This is a genomic window from Dactylosporangium aurantiacum (assembly GCF_000716715.1).
GTDB lineage: Bacteria > Actinomycetota > Actinomycetes > Mycobacteriales > Micromonosporaceae > Dactylosporangium > Dactylosporangium aurantiacum.
The window spans coordinates 101,027-122,205 of the sequence record NZ_JNYJ01000007.1; the positions used below are offsets into that span (position 1 = coordinate 101,027).

The window sequence follows — 21,179 nt, forward strand, 5'->3', positions numbered from 1 at the left end:
ACCCGACCCCGTGCGGGCGTCGGAGGACGCGAGTGCGGGCGGCGAGGTGCCCGTCCCCGGAGATCCCGTGACCGTTCGCCGCAGTCCCTCTGAGCCCACCCCCGCTCCCCGCAAACGCGCGGCCAAGGCCGTCCAACCGGAGGACCCGCAGGAGCAGGCCGCCGCGCCGGTGCGCCGGACCCGCAAGCGGGAGGCGGCCCCCGCGCGTCGCACGTTCGTGCTGGACACGTCGGTGCTGCTGGCCGACCCCGGCGCGTTCCTGCGCTTCGGGGAGCACGACGTGGTCCTGCCCCTGGTCGTCATCTCCGAATTGGAGGGCAAGCGGCACCATCCCGAGCTCGGCTACTTCGCGCGGCGTTCGCTGCGGTTCCTGGACGACCTGCGGGCCAAGCACGGCCGGCTCGACCAGCCGCTGCCGCTGACCGACGCGGGCGGCACCCTCTGGGTGGAGCTCAACCACGCGAACCAGAACGTGCTGCCGGCCGGCTTCCGGGCCGACACCGACGACGCCCGTATCCTCGCCGTGGCCCTCGCGCTGGCCGCCGAGGGCAAGGACGTCCTGCTGGTCACCAAGGACATGCCGCTGCGGGTCAAGGCCGCCTCGGTCGGCCTGGCCGCCGACGAGTACCAGCCCGGCCCGGCGAGCGACCAGAGCTACACGGGCATGGTCGAGCTGGGCATCGCCGAGGACGAGGTGAAGCGCCTGTACGCGGGCGAGGCGATCGACCTGGACGGCGCCGGTGACCTGCCGGTGCACACGGGGCTCGTGCTGACCTCGCAGAACGGCTCCGCGCTGGGCCGGGTCTGCGCGGACAAGTCGGTGCGGCTGGTGCGCGGCGACCGGGAGGCGTTCGGCGTGCGCGGCCGCTCCGCCGAGCAGCGCATCGCGCTGGACCTGCTGCTCGACGAGTCGATCGGCATCGTGTCGCTGGGCGGCCGGGCCGGCACCGGCAAGTCCGCGCTGGCCCTGTGCGCGGGCCTGGAACAGGTCATGGAGCGGCGCAAGCACAAGAAGGTCATCGTCTTCCGTCCCCTGTACGCGGTCGGCGGCCAGGAGCTGGGCTACCTGCCCGGCGACGCGGCGGAGAAGATGTCGCCCTGGGCGCAGGCGGTGTTCGACACCCTCGGCTCGCTGGTGCACGACAACGTGATGGAGGAGGTGGCGGCCCGGGGCATGCTCGAGGTCCTGCCGCTGACCCACATCCGCGGCCGCAGCCTGCACGACGCGTTCGTGATCGTCGACGAGGCCCAGTCGCTGGAGCGCGGTGTGCTGCTCACCGTCCTGTCCCGCATCGGCAGCAACTCGCGGGTCGTGCTGACCCACGACGTCGCTCAGCGTGACAACCTGCGGGTCGGCCGGCACGACGGCATCGCCGCGGTGATCGAGGCGCTGAAGGGGCACCCGATCTTCGCGCACGTGACCCTGACCCGGTCGGAGCGCTCGCCGATCGCCGAGGTGGTCACCGACCTCCTTGAGGACCTCACGTTCGAGCGGTGACTTGAGGGAAAGAGTCCCAATTGTCACGTGATTAGGATCACAGAAGGTACCGTTTGGGTTCTCACCCGCGAATGCACTAGGCGATGGTGGGGAACGAGCGCATGACGCCAACCGGCTTCCGGGCATCTTGGCATCAGGCGCTCACGGTGCGTCACCGCACCGGACGGGTGCCCGCTCAGTGCGGCGGAGCGCCCGTCCGGGCCGTGCGCCCAATCATGTCCCCGACGAATGGATACCTTCGTGATCCGGCTGTGGCAGCGGGTCGGCAAGGTCCGGGCCGTCGCGGTTCTCGTGCTGGTAGCGGGACTCGCCGGTGGTCTGCTCATTGCCAACCGACAGACCCAGCACAACGCGACGGCAGAGCCGGTGAAGGCCGCCGACGCCGCCTCCCTCCCGCGGGCGGGCGCCAGCTCGTCCGCCGCGCCGGTCTCGTCCGACCAGGCGTCCGCGCAGAGCAAGGCGCAGGACGCCGCCGCGGCCGCCGCCGCGCAGGCCAAGGCCGCCGAGGACGCCGCGCGCAAGAAGAAGGAAGAAGAGGCGAGCCGCTCCAACACCCGTTCCGCGGGTCCGCCGGCCTACCCGGCGCCCGCCTCCTGCGCGGTGTACAGCGGCAACCGCAACATCGGCTGCACGGAGCTGCTCGCCGCGGGCTTCGGCCTCGACCAGATGCCCTGCCTGGACAAGCTGTGGACCAGGGAGAGCGGGTGGAACCCGAACGCCCACAACAAGAGCAGCGGGGCCCACGGCATCCCCCAGGCGTTGCCCGGCAGCAAGATGGCCTCCTACGGCGCCAACTGGGAGACCGACGCCAGGACCCAGATCAAGTGGGGCCTGAACGGTTACATCAAGCCCCGGTACAAGACGCCGTGCGGCGCGTGGGGGCACAGCCAGAGCACGGGGTGGTACTAGGCCATGGACGTCGTGACGCTGCTGTGGCAGCGGGTCGGCAAGATCCGCGTGCTCGCCGTCCTCGCGCTGGTCGCCGCCCTCGCCGCCGGCGTGGTCGTCGCCACCTGGGACAGCGGCAAGAAGGTCGACCCGGTCAACGCCGCCGCCGACGCCGCGCTCCCGCGGGCCACCGACGGCGCGCCGGCCTCCCCGAGCGCCAGTGCCCCGGCGTCGGAGCAGGCGTCCGCGCAGAGCAAGGCGCAGGACGCCGCCGCGGCCGCCGCCGCACAGGCCAAGGCCGCCGAGGACGCCGCGCGCAAGAAGAAGGAAGAGGAGGAGACGAGCCGCTCGGTCACGCGCACCCTGGGCCCGCCGACCTACCCGATCCCCGCCGCGTGCGACATCTACAAGGGCAAGAACGACAACAAGTGGCGCGGCTGCGGCCTGCTGCACGTCGCCGGCTTCGGCATCGACCAGATGGGCCCCTGCCTGGAGAAGCTCTGGGACAAGGAGAGCCACTGGACCACGACCGCGCGGAACAGGAGCAGCGGCGCCTACGGCATCGCCCAGGCGCTGCCCGGGTCGAAGATGGCCTCGGTCGCCAGCGACTGGTCGTGGAACCCCGAGACCCAGATCAAGTGGGGCCTCGGTTACATCAAGGGCCGGTACAAGACGCCGTGCGCCGCCTGGTCGCACAGCCAGTCCACCGGCTGGTACTGACATTTCCCGGCAAACCCGCCACCGCGTCGAGGACGGGTGGCGGGTTCGCCGCGGACCTGTTACCACAGTGGCGTGACTCTCGACGCGACCCGCCCGTCCGACCCCGCGCGCTTCGGCACGGAGGCCTTCTACGCCTCCGTGGGCAGGGCCTTCGTGGCCATGTGCGCGTTCGTGCCGGTGCTGTTCGCGATCGAGTTCGTCGACCGGCTGACCGGTGAGCGGCTCGACCAGGACGGCGGCATCCGGCCGCACCACGTCGACGGGCTCGACGGCATCGTGTTCTCGCCGTTCCTGCACGCCGGCTTCGCGCACGTGCTGGCCAACAGCATCCCGCTGATCCTGCTCGGCACGTTCGTGCTCGCCGCCGGCACCAGACGCTTCCTGCTCACCACGGCCTTCATCGCGCTCGTCGCCGGGGTCGGGGTGTGGTTCATCGGCGACCCGGCCACCGTGGTGGTGGGTGCCAGCGGGGTGATCTTCGGTTATCTCGGGGTGATCCTGATGCGGGGCGTCGTGGAGCACAGCTGGTGGCACATCGCCGTCGGGGTGCTCATCGGGCTGCTGTACGGCTGGCAGCTCTTCGGCGTGCTCCCCGGCGAGGAGGGGGTCTCCTGGCAGGGGCACCTGTGCGGGTTCATCGGCGGGCTCGTCGCGGCCGTGCTGTTCCGCCGGCGGCGCCCCCGGCGCTCCGACGACCCTCTGGCCATCGGCACCGATGCCGCATAGCGTTCGCGTATGCGGGAAGTCGATCTGGCCATCGTCGGCGCGGGACCGGCCGGCCTCTTCGGTGCGTACTATGCCGGCTTCCGGGGGCTCAGCACCGCGGTGATCGACGCCCTGCCGGAGCCCGGTGGGCAGGTCACCGCCATGTACCCGGAGAAAATGATCTTCGACGTGGCGGGCTTCCCGGGCATCCGCGGCCGGGACCTGGTCGCCAACCTGGTCGAGCAGGCCGCCCAGTTCCACCCGCAGTACCTGCTGGGCGTGCGCGCCGACCAGCTCGCCTACGACGGCGACCGGCCCGTGCTCACCCTCTCCGACGGCACCGTGCTGCGCTGCGGCGCCGTGCTCATCACCGGCGGCCTGGGCAGCTTCACCGCCCGCCCGCTGCCCGCCGCCGAGGGGTTCACCGGCACCGGCCTGGTCTTCTTCGTGCCCCACCTGGCCGACCTCGCCGGGCACGACGTCGTCATCGTCGGCGGCGGCGACTCCGCCTTCGACTGGGCCCTCGCCCTGCAGCCCGTCGCCAGGTCGGTCACCCTCGTGCACCGGCGGGAGAAGTTCCGCGCGCACGCCTCCACCGTCGCCCGCGTGCAGGCGCTGCCGATCGAGATCATCGTCAACGCCGAGGTCACCCGCATCCTCGCCGGCGACGGCGGCGGGCGCTGCACCGGCGTCGAGGTCACGGTCCGCGGCGCCGGCCCGCGCACGCTGCCCGCGGACTCGGTCGTGGCCGCGCTCGGCTTCACCGCCGACCTCGGCCCCCTCGCGGACTGGGGGCTGGAGCTGGACCGGCGCCACATCAAGGTCGACTCGACCACCGCGACGAACCTGCCCCGGGTGTTCGCCGCGGGCGACATCAGCGAGTACCCGGGCAAGGTCCGGCTGATCGCGGTCGGGTTCGGCGAGGCCGCGACCGCCGTCAACAACGCCGCCGTGATCATCGACCCGGCCGCCCATCTCTTCCCCGGGCATTCGTCCGACAACGGTTGAGCAACTCCTCAATAACCTGGGCGCTCCGCCGATCTGAGATGCGTGGTGGGCGTCCGTCTCCAGGTGTTCGGGGTGGTGCTCCTCGGCCTGCTGAGCTCCGGCGGGGCGGGGCTGCTGATGCGCCGCGTCGAGGTGGACAACGCCGGGCAGGCCCTCGACCGGCGGGTCGCCGCGGCGCAGGAGTCGGTGGCGTCCACCGCCCAGCGGTACGTGGACGCGGTGCAGCTGACCGCCGGCGGGCTGGAGGCACTGCCGGAGATCGACGCCGGGTCGTTCGCCACGACCACCGCCCCGCTCGACCGGCTGTGGCTGCCCGGCGCGACCTCGATCGACTTCGTGGTCGCGGTGCCGGCGTCCGGGGTCGCGGACGCGCAGGCCGGCTGGCGGGCCCGGGGCGCGGCCGGGCTGACCCTGCGCCCCGCCGCCGGCGCCACCCGGCACTACTTCACCGTGCTGCAGCGCCCGCTCACCGACGACGCGTCCGGCGGCGGCGTCGGGCAGGACCTGACCTCGGCGCCGGCCGCGACGGTGGCGCTGGAGCGCGCCCAGCGCGTCGGCCTGCCCGCCGTCTCCGACCCGTACGTGCTGCTGCGCGACGCCGGCCTGCCGCCGCAGCGGCGGCAGCGGTCGGTGGTGCTCCTGCAGCGGGTCCTCGCCCGGGACACCGGCGAGCTGCGCGGCTTCGTGGAGATGGCGGTGCGGATGCAGGACTTCTTCACCGACACGATGCTGCAGCCGTCGCGGGAGCTGCCGGACGTGACGCTGTCCGCGGTCGAGGGCGCCGCGTGGCGCCCCATGGCGCGCCTCGAACGGCCGGGCGCCGGCGCGGGCGACCTGCACCGCACCGTCCTGGTGCAGGTCGCCGACCAGCAGTGGCAGCTGGCGGCCGGCACCGACGGCTCGGCCCTGATCGGCGCCGACGGCCACCTCGACGAGGGCCTGTTCTTCGGCGGCCTGGCGCTCACGCTCGTCACCGCCCTGCTCGTCCACACCCTGGCGACGTCGCGGCGCCGGGCCGAGGACCGGGTCGTCCAGGCCACCGCCGACCTGCGGCAGCAGGCGGCGCTGCTGTCCGCGGTGATGAACACGATCGGCGACGGTGTGGTCGTCCTCGACCGCGACGGTGCCGCCGTGTGGGTCAGCCCTGCCGCCCGCGAGCTGCTCGGCCCCGGGATCGACCGGCACCCGCCGGGGCGGTGGCCGCGGCTGCTGGAGGTGTACGAGGCCGACGGCGCGACCCCGTTCCCGTTCGCCGACCTGATCCAGCGGCACCAGGAGACCCAGGTCGAGCTGGTGGTCGGCGGTCGCCGGCTCGACGTGCGGCTGCGCCCCCTGGCCCGGCGGGACGGCCTGGACGGCTCGGACGGCTCGGACGGCTCGGTCGCCGTCCTGCGCGACGTCACCGGGCTGCACGACGCCGCCGAGAAGGTCCGCGCCTCGGAGGAGCTGCTGCAGGTGCTGCTGGACGGTGCCCGCGACTACGCCATCTACATGCTCGACCGGCAGGGCTCGGTGGTCAGCTGGTCGGCGAACGCGGAACAGCTCAAGGGGTACCCCGCCGAGGAGGTCATCGGCCACTCGTACGCGATGTTCTTCACCGCGCAGGACGCCGCCGCCGGCCTGCCGCAGCGCCTGCTCGCCGAGGCGGCCGAGCAGGGCCGGGTCACGATCGACGGGCCGCGGGTGCGCCGCGACGGCAGCCGCTTCTGGGCGCAGGGCCTGCTCACCGCGGTGCGCGACCCGGACGGCTCGGTCCGCGGTTTCGTCAAGGTCAGCCAGGACGTCAGCGCCCGCAAGGCGGCCGAGCTGGCCGTGGAGCAGCTCAACGCCGAGCTGGAGCTGCGCGTCGCGGAGCGCACCGCCGACCTGCGCGAGGCCAACGCCGAGCTGGAGTCCTTCTCGTACAGCGTCTCGCACGACCTGCGGGCGCCCCTGCGGGCCGTGGACGGCTTCGCCAAGATGCTCGCCCTCGACTACGGCGACGCGCTGGACGAGCAGGCGCGGCGGTACATCGGCCGCATCCGCGCGGGCGCCCAGCACATGGGCGACCTGATCGACGGGCTGCTCGCCTTCTCCAGGTTGCAGCGGCAGGAGATGGCCAGCCAACGGGTGCACGTCGACCAGCTGGTCGCCGACGTGTGGGACGAGCTCGGCGTCGAGCGGGGCACCCGCGACATCGTCCTGACCGTCGGGGACCTGCCCGACGCGCAGGGCGACCCGCGGCTGATCCGGCACGTCGTGGCCAACCTGGTCGGCAACGCGGTGAAGTACACCCGCGACGTGTCCCCGGCCCGGGTGGAGGTCGGGCACATGGTGACCACGGGCGGCGAGTCCACCTACTACGTCAGGGACAACGGCGCCGGCTTCGACATGCGCTACGCCGACAAGCTGTTCAAGGTGTTCCAGCGGCTGCACCGGGCCGAGGACTACGAGGGCACCGGCATCGGGCTGGCCCTCACGCACCGCATCGTGCAGCGGCACGGCGGCCAGATCTGGGCCGACGCGGCGCCCGGCGAGGGCGCCACCTTCTTCTTCACCCTCCCTGCCTTCGAGCACACGGTCCAGACGCTGTTGGAGGTGGGCGGGTGAAACCGCTGTCGCACAGGGTGCTGCTCGTCGAGGACAACCCCGACGACCTGGAGCTCGCCCGGCTGGCGTTCGAGCGGGGCGGGTTCGCCCGCAACGTCGACGTCGCCCGCGACGGGGCCGAGGCGCTCGACCACCTGTTCGGCCCCGCCGCGCCTGCCCCGCCGCAGGTCGTGCTGCTGGACATCAAGCTCCCGCTGGTCGACGGCATCGACGTGCTGCGCCGGATCAAGGCCGACCCGCGCACCCGGCACATCCCCGTGGTGATGCTCACCTCGTCGGCGCAGGACCGTGACCTGCACGCCTGCTACGACCTCGGGGCCAACAGCTACATCGTCAAACCCGTCGACATGGAGCAGTTCATGTCCGCCGTCAACAGCATCGGCCTGTACTGGCTGGGCCTGAACCTGACCGACGCGCACTCATGAGGATCCTGCTGCTGGAGGACAACCCGGACGACGCCGAGATGCTCGTGTTCGAGCTGCGGCGGGCCGGCTTCGCGCCCGAGTGGCGGCGGGTCGAGTCCGGCGAGGAGTTCCAGGCCGCGCTCGACGACCCGGCGGGGCGGCCCGAGGTGATCCTCGCCGACTACTCGCTGCCGCAGTTCAACGCCCTGGAGGCGCTGCACATGCTGCGCACCGGCGGGTACGACATCCCGGCGATCGTGGTCAGCGGCGCGATGAGCGAGGAGTCGTGCGTCGACGCGCTGCGCCACGGCGCGGTGGACTACCTGCTCAAGGACCGGCTCAGCCGGCTCGGCAACGCCGTGCAGCACGCCCTGTCGCAGCAGCGGCTCGCCGCCGACCAGCGCCGCGCCGAGGAGACGTTCCGGGCCGCGTTCGACCACGCCCCGGTCGGCATGGCCGTCACCGACCTCGACGGCCGCGTGCTGCAGGTCAACCAGGAGCTGGCCCGCATGACCGGGCTGCAGCCCGCGCAGCTGCTGCTCGACATGGTCGTCGAGGAGGACCGGGCGATCGTCGCGGACAAGATGAAGCGGCTGGTCGCCGGCGAGGCGGAGAAGGTCAGCAAGGAGCTGCGGCTGTGCCGTGCCGACGGCGGCCCGCTGTGGGGGCAGTACTCGGCGTCGCTCATCGGCGGCGCCCGGCACGGCGCGCACCACGTCGTGCACCAGATCGCCGACGTCACCGACCGCCGCCGCGCCGAGGAGGCGCTGCAGCGGCAGGCGGCGAGGCTCGCCCGCACCAACAGCGACCTGCAGGAGCTCGACCGGCTCAAGAGCGAGTTCGTCGCGACCGTCTCCCACGAGCTGCGCACGCCGCTGACCAGCATCCGCGGCTACACCGAGATCCTCGCCGACGCGCACGCCAGCTCCCTCGGCGCCACCGAACGCAAGATCGTCGGCATCATCGACCGCAACGGCCGCCGGCTGCTCGACCTGATCGAGGACCTGCTCACGTTCTCCCGGATCGAGTCCGGCACACTGACGCTGTCCATCGGCCCGGTGCTGGTCCGGCACATCGTCGACGCCGCGTGCGAGGCGATCCGGCCGTCGGTGGAGTCCGCCGGGCTCAGCGTCACCCTGGACATCGACGAGCACATCCCGGTCGTGCAGGGCGACGGCGAGCAGCTCGAGCGGGTCGTGCTCAACCTGCTGACCAACGCGGTCAAGTTCTCCGACCCGGGCGGCTCGATCACGGTCACCGGCCGGGAACGCGACGGTGAGGTCGTCGTGTGGATCCGCGACACCGGGGTCGGCATCCCGGAGCACGAGCAGAGCATGCTCTTCACCCGCTTCTTCCGCACCGCCGACGCCCAGCAGCGGGCGATCAAGGGCAGCGGGCTCGGCCTGGCGATCAGCAAGGCGATCGTCGAGGCGCACGGCGGCTGGATCGCCCTGGAGTCGATCGAGGGCGGCGGGACGACCGTCGGCTTCGGCGTGCCGACCCCCTGACCCGTCAGATCCCGACGAACCTCGCCTGGGCCAGCATCTGGTAGGCGAAGAACTCGTCGCGGTGCCGTACGACGTTGTTGAGCTGCCCGAACAGCTCGAAGCTCACCAGCCCGAAGAGCGTCACCCAGGCCGACAGCGCGCGGGCGGTCACGGCGTCGGGCACGTCCGGCGCGATCGCCGACCCGGCCCGGCGCACGTCCTGCGCGACCTCGGCCGGCGGCGCCTCCGACGGGTCGTGCCGGACCCGCCGCAGCACCGCCGCGTCCTGGATGATCGTGCCGAGCACGGCGACCGCCCTGGTGGCCGCGGCGACGGTGTCCTGCGGCGCCTGGTAGCCGGGGACCGGGCTGCCGTAGATGAGCGCGTACTCGTGCGGCGACTCCAGCGCCCAGCTCCGTACGGCGTCGCAGACCGCCATCCAGCGCCCGGTGAGGTCGTCGCGGTCGACGGCGCGCTCCCGGTCCTCGACCGCCTGGCCCAGGGCGTTGTACGCGTCCAGGATCAGCGCGGTGAGCAGCTCGTCGCGGCTGGCGAAGTACCGGTAGATCGCCGAGGAGACGACGCCGAGGTCGCGGGCCACCGCCCGCAGCGACAGGTTGGCCCCGTCGGTGGCCAGGTGCCGGCGGGCGATGCGCTTGATCTCTTCGGTCATCTCCGCGCGGACGCGCGCCCGGATGTTGGTCGCCTTCATGCCGTACATGTTCGCATGCTCTCGTCCGAGAGCACTGCTCTTGTTTGTTGGAGCGACCCGTGCTCTACTGAGAGAGCAGTGCTCTCGACATTCTCGCCCAGGAGGCAGTCATGCAGGTCATCGTCGGCGCCGGCGCGGTCGGCACCATCATCGCCGGGCGGCTCGCCGCGGCCGGTGAGCACGTCAAGCTCGTCAGCCGCTCCGGCGGCGGACCGGTGCACCCGCTGATCGAGCGGGTCGCCGCCGACGCCGCCGACGCGGTGGCGCTGCGCAGCATCACCCACGGCGCGAGCGTCATCTACAACTGCGTCAACCCGCAGTACCACGCCTGGCCCACCGACTGGCCGCCGATCAACCGGGCCCTCGTCGGCGCCGCCGCGGCGAGCGACGCGGTCCTCGCCATCACCGGCAACCTGTACGGCTACGGCCGCGTCGACGGCCCCATGACCGAGGACACGCCCCTCGCCGCCACCGGGCACAAGGGGCGCGTCCGCGTCGCGATGTGGCGGGAGGCCCTGGCTGCGGGCATCCGCACCTTCGAGGCCCGCGCGTCGGACTACATCAGCCCCACCTCGTCGGTGATCGAGCTGGCGCTGCCGGCGATGCGGGCCGGGAAGACCGTGTGGCTGCCCGGCGCCCCGGACGCGCCGCACAGCTACACCTACATCGGCGACGTCGCGCGGACCCTCATCGCCCTCGCCGCCGACGAGCGGGCGTGGGGGCGGGCGTGGCACGTGCCGTCGCCGCCGCCGATGACGAGCCGGTCACTGCTGGAGACCGTCGCCCGCGTCGGCGGCCTGCCCGCCCCGCGCCTGCGCGCCTACCCGGCGCCGGCCGTGTGGGCCGCCGGGCTCACCGACAAGTTCGCGAAGGAGTTCCGCGAGGTGCGCCACCAGCACGTCAGGCCCTTCGTGCTGGACTCCTCGCGGGTCACGGCGACCTTCGGCCTGACCCACACACCGGTCGACGAGGCCGTTCAGTCGGTGCTCGGCAGCGGCACACCTTCCGCCTCGATGGCCAGCGGCGGCAGGGTGCCGTCGAAGTCGACGAGCGAGTAGGCGCGCAGCTTCTCCAGCCGGTGGAACGAGTCGATCACCCGGATCGTGCCCGAGCGGGACCGCATCACGATCGACTGCGTCTCGGCGCCGCCCCGCCGGTACCGGACGCCCTTGAGCAGGTCGCCGCTGGTCACGCCGGTCGCGCAGAAGAACATGTTGTCGCCGCTGACCAGGTCGTCGGTGTGCAGCACGCGGTCGAGGTCGTGGCCGGCGGCGACGGCCTTGTCGCGTTCGGCGTCGTCCTGCGGCCACAGCTTCGCCTGGATCGCGCCGCCCATGCACTTCAGCGCCACCGCGGCGACGATCCCCTCCGGCGTACCGCCGACGCCCATGAGCACGTCGGTCTCCGAACCCTCGCGGGCGGCGCTGATCGCCCCGGCGATGTCGCCGTCGGAGATGAACCGGATCCGTGCCCCGGTCTGCCGCACCTGCTGGACGAGCTGCTTGTGCCGGGGCCGGTCCAGGATGCAGACCGTGACCTCCGACACGCTGGAGCGCTTCGCCTGGGCGATGCGCCGCAGGTTCTCCTCCACACCGGCGTTGATGTCGATCACGTCGGCGTAGTCCGGCCCGACGGCCAGCTTCTCCATGTAGAACACGGCACTCGGGTCGAACATCGCCCCGCGCTCGGCGACGGCGAGCACCGCCACCGCGTTGGGCATTCCCTTGCTCATCAGGGTGGTCCCGTCGACCGGGTCGACCGCCACGTCGACCTCCGGCCCGGTGCCGTCGCCGACCCGCTCGCCGTTGTACAGCATCGGCGCGTTGTCCTTCTCACCCTCGCCGATCACCACGACGCCCTGCATGGGCACCGAGTTGATCAGCAGGCGCATCGCGTCGACGGCCGCGCCGTCCCCGCCGTTCTTGTCGCCCCGCCCGACCCACCGCCCGGCGGCCATCGCCGCCGCCTCAGTGACTCGTACCAGGTCGAGGGCCAGGTTCCGGTCCATCTCACGACTCATGTGTGCTCTCCTCGCGCGGCGTTGCGTGGGCGGGCGGGCCATCTGCAATCGTGGCAGGCTTCACAGCACCGCGGGGCGCGCCCCGACCGGTTGTGGCATCTTCCATCGGATGGTTCACGATGGGAGGGTGGAAACCGCTGCTCCCGCTCCCGCACCCGCCTCCGAGCGCGCCGGCCGGCGCCCGCGCGACATGGCGCTGTCGATGCTGGTCCTGCTGGTGCCGGTGTTCCTGCTCGTGGGCTTCTACCGCTACCTCGGCCACGAGGACCCGCCGGCCGTCGACACCGCCGAGGTGTACGGCTCCGTCGAGCGGGCCGGCCAGTTCACCCCGCTCAAGCCGGCCGACCTGCCGCCGGGCTGGCGGATCGCCTCGGCCACCTTCACCGACGGCGTCCTGCGCGTCGGCGTGACCGCCCCGTCCGACGGCGCGATGCAGCTCGTCGAGAGCGCCCAGCCCGCCGCCACCCTGGTGCCGGCGATCATCGGCACCGGCGGGAAGGCGGGCGCCGCGGTCGCGATCAACGGCGCCGAGTGGCAGCGGCACGACGACGGCCGCCCCGGCGAGCGCGCCCTCATCCAGACCACCGCCGGACGCACCGTCATCGTCTTCGGCCACGCGACCGACTCGCAGCTGCAGCGCCTGGCCGGGTCCCTGCGCTGACCCGGGCCCGCTGCGGCGCGTGCCGCCGGCGGCGGGTCAGCCGCGGTCGGCGGTCAGGCGGGCCCGGGCGTTGTCGAGCCAGCGCTGGCAGATGACGGCGAGCTCCTCGCCGCGCTCCCACAGGGCCAGGGACTCCTCCAGGGTGGTGCCGCCGGACTCGAGCTTCTCCACGACCGTGGCGAGCTCGGCGCGGGCCTGCTCGTAGGACAGGTCGGTCACGAGGTCTCCTTCGTCAGGAAGAGCACCGAGTCGGTGCGCCGGTAGCCGACGCGGGCGTAGACGCGTTCCTGGGCGTCGCCGGCCGGGGTCAGGTAGACGAGGGTGGCGCCAGCGGCGCGGGCGGCCCGGGTCAGGTGCAGGGTGAGGGCGCCCCCGACGCCGCGGCGTTCGAACGCCGGGCGCACCGCGATGCCGGCGACCTCGCTGATGCCGTCGCGGACCGCGACGGCGGCGCCACCGCCGACCGGCTCGCCGCCGGTGGTGCGGGCGAGCAGGTGGATGTTGTCGCTCTCGCGGGCCTTCGCGACGTGCTCGGCGGAGGGCGGCGGCTCGCCGAACGCCTCGTGCTGGGCGGCGAGCATGGCCCGGAACTCGTCCTCGGTGGTGGGGGTGACCAGCTCGATGCCGTCCGGCAGCGGCTGGTCGACCTCGGCGCCCGGCGGGCACTCCATCAGCGGCAGGCGGTCGGTGACGGTGAAGCCGGCGGCCACCAGCGCGGGCTCGACGAGCGGGGCGAGGCCCGGCAGGTACTCCAGCCGCGGTGTCCGCGACCGGCTGGTGAACGCCTCCTCCAGCGCGGCGATGTCCTGCGGGGTCGGGTCGGCGCCGGCGGCGGGGATCGCGTAGTTGATGAAGACGAGCGGGTCGTGGGCGCTGATGGTCACCGTGAACGGGCCGGCCCGCACCACCTCCCGGCCCCGGCTGGCGCTGGCGAGCATGTAGTCCTGGATGCGCTGGGACACGTCACTCCTGTGAGACGTCGGCGGCCCGCTTGGGCGCGGCTTTCCTGGTGGCCCGTTTCGGTTTGACCTCACCCTGAGCGGTGGCGGCCGGCCCGGCGGCATCCTGACCCCCCGTGCCACCGGCGGCCGCCCCGGCGGTGCCGCCGGCCGGGCCGGGAGCGCCGTCGGCCGGGTCGGCGGTGCCGGCGGCCGGGTCGGTGGCGGTCGCGGCCAGCTCGCCCTCCGCCAGCCGGATCCGCAGCGCCCCGCCGGGGGACACGTCGGCGGCGGCGCGGACCACGGCGCCGTCGGCGCGCTGGACGATCGCGTACCCGCGCTGCAGGGTCGCCGCGGGCGACAGCGTCCGCAGCCGGGCGAGGGTGTGCGCCAGCTCGGTGCCGGCGCGGTCGAGGCGGTGGCTCAGGTTGCGCGCGGCCCGGTCGCGCAGCTGGGTCACGTCCGCCGCCCGCTGCTCGATCATGCTCAGCGGCCGGGCGATCGACGGGCGGGACCGGATCGCGTCGAGCCGCTGCTGCTCCCGGTCGAGCCGGGTCAGCAGGGCCCGGTCGAGGCGCTGCCGGGCCTGCCCGATGAGGCGGAACTCGTCGGCGAGGTCCGGCACGATCCGCTTCGCCGCGTCGGTCGGCGTGGAGGCGCGCACGTCGGCGACGAAGTCGACCAGCGGCACGTCGGTCTCGTGCCCGACGGCGGACACGACCGGCGTCCGGCAGGCGAACACCGCCCGGCACAGCGCCTCGTCGGAGAACGGCAGCAGGTCCTCGGTCGAGCCGCCGCCGCGGGCCAGGACGATGACGTCGACCGTCTCGTCGCGGTCGAGCACGGCGAGCGCGTCGATGATCTGCGGCACCGCCGACGTGCCCTGCACGGCGACGTTGACGACCCGGAACTCGACGGCGGGCCAGCGGCGCCGGGCGTTGGTCAGCACGTCACGCTCGGCGGCGCTGGCCCGGCCGGTGATCAGGCCCACCTTGGCGGGCAGGAACGGCAGCCGCCGCTTGCGGGCCCGGTCGAACAGGCCCTCGGCGGCGAGGAGCTTCTTGAGCTGCTCGAGCCGGGCCAGCAGCTCACCGAGGCCGACCTGGCGGATCTCGTCGGCGCGCAGGCTCAGCGAGCCGCGGGCGGCGTAGAACTCGGGCCGGGCGTGCACGACGATCCGGGCGCCGTCGGCGAGGCCGGGCGCGCCGAGGTCGACCACGTCGCGGTTGGTCGTGACGGTCAGGCTCAGGTCCGCGGACGGGTCGCGCAGCGTCAGGAACACGGTGTTGGTGCCGGGCCGGCGGGTGATCTGCGCGACCTGCCCGTCGACCCAGATCCAGCCGAGCCGGCCGATCCAGGCGCCGATCTTCTGCGACACCACCCGCACGGGCCACGGCGCGTCCGCGGACGACGTCGCGGGAGGAGCCGCGGAGGAGGCGGCCGGCGAGGACGGTCCGGGCGTGGTCATCCCAGACACCCTAGCCGCGCAGGTACGTCAGGACCGCCCGCACCCGGCGGTGGTCGTCCTCGTCCGGCGGCAGGTCCAGCTTCGCCAGCAGACTGTTGATGTGCTTGGACACCGCGGCCTCCGACACCACCAGGGTCCGGGCGATCGCCGCGTTGGAGCGGCCCTCGGCCATCAGCGCCAGCACGTCACGCTCCCGTGGCGTCAGCCGTCGCAGCGGGTCCCGGCGGCGGCCCAGCAGCTGCATCACGACCTCCGGGTCCACCACGGTGTGCCCGGCCGCGACCCGGTCGACGGCGTCCACGAACTCCGTCACGTCGCCGATGCGGTCCTTCAGCAGGTACCCGACGTAGCCGTTGCGGCCGGAGTCCAGCAGCTCGGCGGCGTACGTCTGCTCCACGTACTGGCTGAGCACCAGCACCGGCAGCAGCGGGTCCGCCGCCCGGAGGGTGATCGCCGCCTGCAGCCCCTCGTCGGTGAACCCGGGCGGCATCCGCACGTCGGTGACCACGAGGTCGGGGCGCGCCGAGCGGACCGCAGCGACGAGGTCGTCCGCGGTGCCGACGGCCGCGATGACCTCATGGCCGAAGCGGCGCAGCAGGCCGGCGATCCCCTCCCGGATCAGGATTCCGTCCTCGGCGATCACGACCCGCACGGCAGCTCCACGTGGACCACCGTAGGCCCTCCGTGCGGGCTGGCGAGCGCGACGGTCCCACCGACGGCGGCGACCCGGTCGACGAGGCCGGCGAGGCCGGTGCCGCGGGCCGGGTCGGCGCCGCCCCGCCCGTCGTCGCGGACCTGCACGGTGAGCCGGTCGAACGCGACCGACGCGACGACCCTGGCCCGGTTCGCGCCGCTGTGCTTGGCGACGTTCGCCAGGGCCTCGACCACGACGAAGTACGCGGTCACCTCGACCGGCCCGGGCAGCCGCGCCGGCAGGGCGATGTCGACGCCGACGGGCAGCGGGGCGCGGTCGGCGACCTCCCGCACGGCCGCCGCGAGCCCCCGGTCCGTGAGGATCTTCGGGTGTACGCCCCGGATCAGCTCCCGAAGCTCCGCGAGCGCCTCCTTCGCGAGGTCGTGCGCGCGGCGCACCGGATCGGCGGCCGGCGAGCCGTCCGGCAGCTCCAGGCGGGCCAGGCCCAGCTGCATGCTCAGCGCCACGAGCCGCTGCTGCGCGCCGTCGTGCAGGTCGCGCTCGATGCGGCGGCGCTCGACCTCGAACGCGTCGACCAGCCGCGCCCGGGACCGGGTCAGCTCGACCAGCTGCGGGTCCTCCTCGGCGCGCGGCGCGAGGATCGACCGGGTCATCGCCGCGCGGGCCGCCGCCCACGCCGTCACCGGGTACAGCGCGATCACGCCGAGCACGAGCCCGGCGGCGCTGCCGGTCATCGTGATGTACAGCGGCTCGTCACGGATGTAGAGCGGCCCGCACAGCAGCGCCGTCACCGCCCAGGTGGCCACGCCGAACACGATCATGTCCAGCCAGGTCAGGATCGACGTGAGCACGATCGCGTACCCCAGCTCCCGCCAGGTCGCCTGCTCCCGCAGCCGGGTCCTCACCCACGCCCGCAGCCCCGGCTCGGCGACGCGACGGTGCTGGTCCGGCAGCGTGACCGCGTCGACCAGGCGCAGCCGCCACCGCTCGATCCGGGCGACCGCGATCCCGGACAGCGCGAACGCCAGCAGCGCCGCCAGGCCGATCACCACCAGCGTCAGGACCATGCCGAGCAGCATCAGGGCGGCCAGCACCGCGCCGGTGGCGACGCCCAGGACGGCGCCGCTGCCCAGGTACAGCAGCGACCGCCACGGCCACGACGAGGTCAGGAACTTCGCCGGTGGCAGCGTCAGCGACTCCAACGCGGATCGGACCTGCACGCCGGTGAGGCTACCGACCGCGCGGCCCCGGGCACGGTAACGCTGGCTTTACCTTCGACTGTCGGCGCAGCGCGACTGTGCCGGGGCCCGCGACGCGGTTGGCTCAGCGGTGTGACGACGACATTGCACACCCGCCAGGCCGTCGAGCTGCACGGGGTCACCCGCCGGTACGGCACCGGCGAGCGGGCCGTGACCGCCCTGGACAGGGTCTCCGTCGGGTTCGCCCCGGCGAGCTTCACCGCCGTGATGGGCCCCTCCGGCTCCGGCAAGTCCACGCTGCTGCACTGCGCGGCCGGCCTCGACGAGGTGAGCGACGGCAGCGTCCTCGTCGACGGCGTCGAGCTCGGCCCGCTGCGCCAGAAGGCCCGCACCCGGCTGCGGCGCGACCGGATCGGCTTCGTGTTCCAGGCGTTCAACCTCGTCGGGGCGCTGACGGCGGCGCAGAACGTGGAGCTGCCGCTGCGCCTGGCCGGCCGGCGCGCCGCACCCGGGCAGGTCGAGGCGATGCTCGCCGAGGTCGGCCTCGCCGACCGGGCCGGGCACCGGCCGGGCGAGCTGTCCGGCGGCCAGCAGCAGCGGGTGGCGATCGCCCGCGCGCTCGCGACCCGGCCCGTCGTCGTGTTCGCCGACGAGCCGACCGGCGCGCTGGACGCGGCCGCGTCCCGGGAGGTCCTGCGGCTGCTGCGGGCCGCCGTCGACCGGCACGCCCAGACGGTCGTCATGGTCACCCACGACCCGCTCGCCGCGGCGTACGCCGACCGGGTGCTCTTCCTCGCCGACGGCGTGATCGTCGAGGACCTGCACGGGCCGAGCGGCGCCGGGCAGATCGCGACCCGGATGGCGGCGCTGTCATGACCTTCGCATCTGTCCGGCACCGGTGGGCCGGGTTCCTCGGCACGTTCGTGGCGCTGTTGCTCGGCGTCGCCGTCATCTCCGGCAGCCTCACCCTGTGGGCCGCCGCCCAGCCGCGCGTCCCCGACCACCTCGCCGCCGCCGACGCCGTGGTCGCCTCGCCGGCGTTCCAGCCCGCCGGCGGTGGTTTCCCCGTGTACCGGCCGTGGTCGCCGGACGAGGTCGACACGCTCGTGCGCCGGCTGTCGGCCACGCCCGGCGTGCTGTCCGCGGTGCCGGTCCGCACGTTCTACGCGCAGCGGCTCGCCGGTGGCGCGCCGGTCGGTGACCCCGCCGAGGCCGTCCACGGTGGCCAGTCGTGGTCGTCGGCCGGGCTCGGGGGGTACGAGCTGCGCGGCGGCCATCCACCGGTCGCCTCCGGCGAGGTCGTCGTGCCCGCCGCGGCCGGCGTGCCGGTCGGCGCCGCGCTGCCCGTGCTCACCGCCGCCGGCCCCGCGACCTGGACCGTTACCGGGGTGAGCGACGGGCCGGGCCTCTACGTCGACGACGCCACCGCGGCCGGCCTGGCGGACGGCGTACGGGTGATCGGCGTGCGCCTCGCCCCCGGCACCTCCGCCGCCGCGCTCGACGCCGGAGGGCTGGGCACGGTCCTGACCGGTGCCGCGCGCTCGGCCGTGGAGTGGGAGCGCGACACCAGGACCCGGTGGATCGGGGCGCAGCTCATCATCGCCACCGTCCTCGTCGGCGGGTTCGTCGCCGTGTTCGTGGTCTCCTCGACGTGCGCGTTCGCCGTCACCTCCCGCCGCCGCGAGCTCGGCCTGCTGCGCGCCGTCGGCGCCACCCCCGGGCAGGTGCGGCGGCTGCTGCTCACCGAGATCGTCGTGGTCGCCCTGCTCGCCGGGGTGCCGGGCGCGCTGCTCGGCGCGTTCACCGCGCCGCTGCTGGCCGGCCCGTTCGTGGCCGTCGGCCTGGAACCGGCCGGGTTCACCGTCGGCGTGTCCTGGTGGGCGCTGGGCGGTTCGGTCCTCGCCGGGCTCGTCGTCGGCGCCGCCGGGGTGTGGCTGTCCGCGCGCCGCGCCGGCCGGCTGTCGCCGCTGGACGCGCTGCGCGACGCGGCCGTGCAGCGGCGGCCGATGACCCGCACCCGCTGGGCGGCCGGCGGGCTCGCCGCCCTCGCCGGCGGCGGCCTCGCGCTGCTGCTGCCCGGCGCCACCGCGCAGGACAAGCCGACGATCGTGCTGCTGTCGGCGATGGCGCTGCTGGTCGCCGCCGCGCTGCTCGCCCCGGTGCTGGTCGTGCCGCTGGTCCGGCTGCTGCCGGCGGGCCGGGGCGCCACCGGGGTCCTGGTGCGGGGCGCGGCCAGCGTCGCCGCGCGGCGCCTGGCCTCGGTCGCGGCGCCGGTGCTCGCCGCGGTCGGCTTCGCGGTGCTGCTGGTCGGCACGTTCCGGACCGCGTCGGAGGCGGTGAACATCGAGGACGCGGCGGCCATCCCGGCCACGGCGGTCGCGGCCGGCTCGTCCGCCGTGCCGGGCCTGTCCGAGGCGGCCGTGCGGGCCCAGCGGGGCGCGTCGACGCTGCCGACGGTCGTGTACCTGCCGTCCGGCGAGCCCGTTTCCGCGGTCGGCGGCGACGCGTCGTTCTCGGCGCCGGCCGTGCTCGGCTTCCAGGCCGGCCAGCGGGTGGCGCTGCGGTTCGCCGACGGCACGGTGCACACGCTCACGGTGTCGGCGGTCGCACCGGCTTCGTCGGTGCTGGAGCTGCCCCGGGACCTGGTCCGCCGGCACGACCCCAACGCCCTCACCCCGGTCGTGCACCTGTCGGGGCCGTTCGTGCCGTCGCCGGGCGCCACCGAGATGACCGCCCGGGCCTACGTCGAACGCGAGGCATCCTCCGAGAACGACCTGGTCGACCTGTTCCTGGCGGTGCTGCTGGGCATCTCCGTCGGCTACACGGCCCTCGCCGTGGCCAACACCGTGCTCATGGCCACCCACGCCCGGCGGCAGGAGCTGATCACCCTGCACCGCACCGGCGCCACCACCGGCCAGACCGTACGCGTCGTGGTCGTCGAGTCACTCCTCGCCGTCGTCCTCGGCGTGGCCCTGGGCCTCGCGGTGGCCGTGCCGGCCCTGTTCGAGGCCCGAGCCGGCCTGCAGGAAGAGATCGGCGCGCCTGTGACGCTCGTCATGCCGTGGGCGACCCTGGCCGCGGTGGCGGGTGGCTGCGCGCTGCTCGCGGCCTGCGCCAGCACGCTGCCGTTTCTGCGGCGGAGGATGTTGTCGGTGGGGGCACGTACCATGGCGGGGTGACTGGTTCGAAGCGCGTCCTGCTCGCCAAGCCCCGCGGCTACTGCGCCGGTGTCGACCGTGCCGTCCAGACGGTCGAGGAGGCGCTGAAGCTCTACGGCGCGCCGATCTACGTCCGCAAGGAGATCGTGCACAACAAGCACGTGGTCAGCACGCTGCAGGCCAAGGGCGCCATCTTCGTGGAGGAGAACGAGGAGGTGCCCGAGGGCGCCACCGTCGTCTTCTCCGCCCACGGCGTCGCCCCCGAGGTCCACGAGCAGGCCGCCGCCCGCTCGCTGAAGGCCATCGACGCCACCTGCCCGCTGGTCACCAAGGTCCACCAGGAGGCCCGCCGGTTCGCCGCCGAGGACTACGACATCCTGCTCATCGGTCACGAGGGGCACGAAGAGGTCATCGGCACGGCCGGCGAGGCCCCCGCCCACATCCAGCTGGTCGACGGCCCCGAGGGTGTCGACAAGGTCACCGTCCGCGACCCCGCCAAGGTGGTCTGGCTCTCCCAGACCACCCTCTCGGTCGACGAGACCCTGGAGACGGTCGCCCGCCTCAAGACCAAGCTGCCCCTGCTGATGTCCCCGCCCAGCGACGACATCTGCTATGCCACGTCCAACCGGCAGGACGCCGTCAAGGCCATGGCCCCCAACTGCGACGTCGTCCTCGTCGTCGGCTCCCAGAACTCGTCCAACTCGCAGCGCCTGCGCGAGGTCGCCGTCGACGCGGGCGCCCGCGCCGGCTACCTCATCGACTACGCCTCCGAGATCCAGGACGAGTGGCTCGCCGGCGCCACCACCGTCGGCGTCACCTCCGGCGCCTCGGTCCCCGACGAGCTGGTCATGGAGGTCCTCGACCACCTGGCCGCCCGCGACTTCACCGACGTCGCCGAGATCACCACCGCGCAGGAGAAGCTGGTCTTCTCCCTGCCGCAGGAGCTCAAGCGCGACATGAAGGCCAGCGCCGCCGCCCGCGCCGCCGAGGTGGCCAAGACCCTGTCGTGACGCTGCCTCCCGCTCGGTCCGCTGCTCGGCCTGCCGCTCGGTCCGTTGCCTGGTCTGCT

General features: G+C 73.9%; 20 protein-coding genes. 13 read left to right on the forward strand and 7 right to left on the reverse strand.

Going from position 1 to position 21,179, the window contains the following annotated elements:
* The first annotated feature begins 169 nt into the window (after positions 1–169).
* The 8 genes from phoH2 to OP18_RS09315 all read left to right on the forward strand — a co-directional run bounded on the left by phoH2 (position 170) and on the right by OP18_RS09315 (position 9,320).
* Positions 170–1,498: an RNA 5'-3' helicase PhoH2 gene (gene phoH2 / locus OP18_RS09280; RefSeq protein ID WP_389251083.1), complete on the forward strand. Its 1,329-nt coding sequence runs from the start codon at positions 170–172 to the stop codon at positions 1,496–1,498.
* 228 nt (positions 1,499–1,726) lie between these two features.
* Positions 1,727–2,407, forward strand: coding sequence for an aggregation-promoting factor C-terminal-like domain-containing protein (locus OP18_RS09285; RefSeq protein ID WP_033358373.1), 681 nt, complete (start codon positions 1,727–1,729; stop codon positions 2,405–2,407).
* 3 nt (positions 2,408–2,410) lie between these two features.
* Positions 2,411–3,106, forward strand: a complete 696-nt coding sequence (locus OP18_RS09290) for an aggregation-promoting factor C-terminal-like domain-containing protein (protein ID WP_052386436.1) — start codon at positions 2,411–2,413, stop codon at positions 3,104–3,106.
* A 72-nt stretch (positions 3,107–3,178) separates the two neighbouring features.
* Positions 3,179–3,832, forward strand: coding sequence for a rhomboid family intramembrane serine protease (locus OP18_RS09295; RefSeq protein ID WP_052386437.1), 654 nt, complete (start codon positions 3,179–3,181; stop codon positions 3,830–3,832).
* Positions 3,833–3,841: 9 nt separating this feature from the next.
* On the forward strand, positions 3,842–4,819 hold the full coding sequence (locus OP18_RS09300) for an NAD(P)/FAD-dependent oxidoreductase (protein WP_033358374.1): 978 nt from the start codon (positions 3,842–3,844) through the stop codon (positions 4,817–4,819).
* 45 nt (positions 4,820–4,864) lie between these two features.
* On the forward strand, positions 4,865–7,408 hold the full coding sequence (locus OP18_RS52190) for an ATP-binding protein (protein WP_052386438.1): 2,544 nt from the start codon (positions 4,865–4,867) through the stop codon (positions 7,406–7,408).
* Positions 7,405–7,833: a response regulator gene (locus OP18_RS09310; protein WP_245635312.1), complete on the forward strand. Its 429-nt coding sequence runs from the start codon at positions 7,405–7,407 to the stop codon at positions 7,831–7,833. Before OP18_RS52190 ends, OP18_RS09310 begins: the two co-directional genes overlap by 4 nt.
* On the forward strand, positions 7,830–9,320 hold the full coding sequence (locus tag OP18_RS09315; RefSeq protein ID WP_033358375.1) for a sensor histidine kinase: 1,491 nt from the start codon (positions 7,830–7,832) through the stop codon (positions 9,318–9,320). The genes OP18_RS09310 and OP18_RS09315 overlap by 4 nt, the downstream gene beginning before the upstream one ends.
* A gap of 4 nt (positions 9,321–9,324) precedes the next feature.
* On the opposite strand, the gene OP18_RS09320 is transcribed toward OP18_RS09315, so the two are convergent.
* Positions 9,325–10,011, reverse strand: a complete 687-nt coding sequence (locus OP18_RS09320; RefSeq protein ID WP_033358616.1) for a TetR/AcrR family transcriptional regulator — start codon at positions 10,009–10,011, stop codon at positions 9,325–9,327.
* Positions 10,012–10,121: 110 nt separating this feature from the next.
* Between OP18_RS09320 and OP18_RS09325 the strand changes: the two genes are divergently transcribed.
* Positions 10,122–11,069, forward strand: coding sequence for a 2-dehydropantoate 2-reductase N-terminal domain-containing protein (locus tag OP18_RS09325; protein WP_033358376.1), 948 nt, complete (start codon positions 10,122–10,124; stop codon positions 11,067–11,069).
* Here the strand turns inward: OP18_RS09325 and glpX are convergent.
* Entirely contained in the window at positions 10,988–12,031 is a 1,044-nt protein-coding gene (glpX, locus tag OP18_RS09330) for a class II fructose-bisphosphatase (protein ID WP_033358377.1), read from the reverse strand. The two genes, OP18_RS09325 and glpX, sit on opposite strands and share 82 nt — an antisense overlap.
* A 127-nt stretch (positions 12,032–12,158) precedes the next feature.
* Here glpX and OP18_RS09335 point away from each other — a divergent pair, with 127 nt between their 5' ends.
* The gene (locus tag OP18_RS09335; RefSeq protein WP_162189760.1) at positions 12,159–12,692 is read left to right on the forward strand and encodes a DUF4245 domain-containing protein; all 534 of its coding nucleotides are present in this window, start codon (positions 12,159–12,161) and stop codon (positions 12,690–12,692) included.
* A gap of 36 nt (positions 12,693–12,728) precedes the next feature.
* Here OP18_RS09335 and OP18_RS09340 read toward each other — a convergent pair whose 3' ends face one another.
* Genes OP18_RS09340 through OP18_RS09360 form a run of 5 tightly spaced genes read right to left on the reverse strand, consistent with a single transcriptional unit; the run spans position 12,729 to position 16,973 of the window.
* A complete protein-coding gene (locus OP18_RS09340) occupies positions 12,729–12,911 on the reverse strand; it encodes an exodeoxyribonuclease VII small subunit (protein WP_033358379.1) in 183 nt (60 codons plus the stop codon).
* On the reverse strand, positions 12,908–13,654 hold the full coding sequence (locus tag OP18_RS09345; protein WP_052386439.1) for a GNAT family N-acetyltransferase: 747 nt from the start codon (positions 13,652–13,654) through the stop codon (positions 12,908–12,910). Before OP18_RS09345 ends, OP18_RS09340 begins: the two co-directional genes overlap by 4 nt.
* Position 13,655: 1 nt before the next feature.
* Positions 13,656–15,098 (reverse strand): exodeoxyribonuclease VII large subunit, encoded by a 1,443-nt coding sequence (gene xseA / locus OP18_RS09350; RefSeq protein WP_081970594.1) that lies wholly within the window; start codon positions 15,096–15,098, stop codon positions 13,656–13,658.
* A gap of 10 nt (positions 15,099–15,108) precedes the next feature.
* On the reverse strand, positions 15,109–15,750 hold the full coding sequence (locus OP18_RS09355) for a response regulator (protein WP_033358380.1): 642 nt from the start codon (positions 15,748–15,750) through the stop codon (positions 15,109–15,111).
* Positions 15,738–16,973: a sensor histidine kinase gene (locus OP18_RS09360; protein ID WP_033358381.1), complete on the reverse strand. Its 1,236-nt coding sequence runs from the start codon at positions 16,971–16,973 to the stop codon at positions 15,738–15,740. Before OP18_RS09360 ends, OP18_RS09355 begins: the two co-directional genes overlap by 13 nt.
* A gap of 111 nt (positions 16,974–17,084) precedes the next feature.
* Between OP18_RS09360 and OP18_RS09365 the strand changes: the two genes are divergently transcribed.
* From OP18_RS09365 to OP18_RS09375, 3 genes are read left to right on the forward strand one after another with little or no spacing between them, the layout of a single operon-like run.
* Entirely contained in the window at positions 17,085–17,828 is a 744-nt protein-coding gene (locus OP18_RS09365; RefSeq protein ID WP_033358382.1) for an ABC transporter ATP-binding protein, read from the forward strand.
* Complete coding sequence (locus OP18_RS09370) at positions 17,825–20,131, forward strand: ABC transporter permease (RefSeq protein WP_033358383.1); 2,307 nt, start codon at positions 17,825–17,827, stop codon at positions 20,129–20,131. Before OP18_RS09365 ends, OP18_RS09370 begins: the two co-directional genes overlap by 4 nt.
* Positions 20,128–21,120 (forward strand): 4-hydroxy-3-methylbut-2-enyl diphosphate reductase, encoded by a 993-nt coding sequence (locus OP18_RS09375; RefSeq protein WP_033358384.1) that lies wholly within the window; start codon positions 20,128–20,130, stop codon positions 21,118–21,120. Before OP18_RS09370 ends, OP18_RS09375 begins: the two co-directional genes overlap by 4 nt.
* The last annotated feature ends 59 nt before the right edge of the window (positions 21,121–21,179 follow it).

Coding starts and splice junctions, on each gene's coding strand:
- OP18_RS09285 (WP_033358373.1), top strand. CDS start 1,727: ATGGATACCTTCGTGATCCGGCTGTGGCAGCGGGTCGGCAAGGTCCGG.
- OP18_RS09290 (WP_052386436.1), top strand. CDS start 2,411: ATGGACGTCGTGACGCTGCTGTGGCAGCGGGTCGGCAAGATCCGCGTG.
- OP18_RS09300 (WP_033358374.1), top strand. CDS start 3,842: ATGCGGGAAGTCGATCTGGCCATCGTCGGCGCGGGACCGGCCGGCCTC.
- OP18_RS09315 (WP_033358375.1), top strand. CDS start 7,830: ATGAGGATCCTGCTGCTGGAGGACAACCCGGACGACGCCGAGATGCTC.
- OP18_RS09320 (WP_033358616.1), bottom strand. CDS start 10,011: ATGAAGGCGACCAACATCCGGGCGCGCGTCCGCGCGGAGATGACCGAA.
- OP18_RS09325 (WP_033358376.1), top strand. CDS start 10,122: ATGCAGGTCATCGTCGGCGCCGGCGCGGTCGGCACCATCATCGCCGGG.
- glpX (WP_033358377.1), bottom strand. CDS start 12,031: ATGAGTCGTGAGATGGACCGGAACCTGGCCCTCGACCTGGTACGAGTC.
- xseA (WP_081970594.1), bottom strand. CDS start 15,098: ATGACCACGCCCGGACCGTCCTCGCCGGCCGCCTCCTCCGCGGCTCCT.
- OP18_RS09370 (WP_033358383.1), top strand. CDS start 17,825: ATGACCTTCGCATCTGTCCGGCACCGGTGGGCCGGGTTCCTCGGCACG.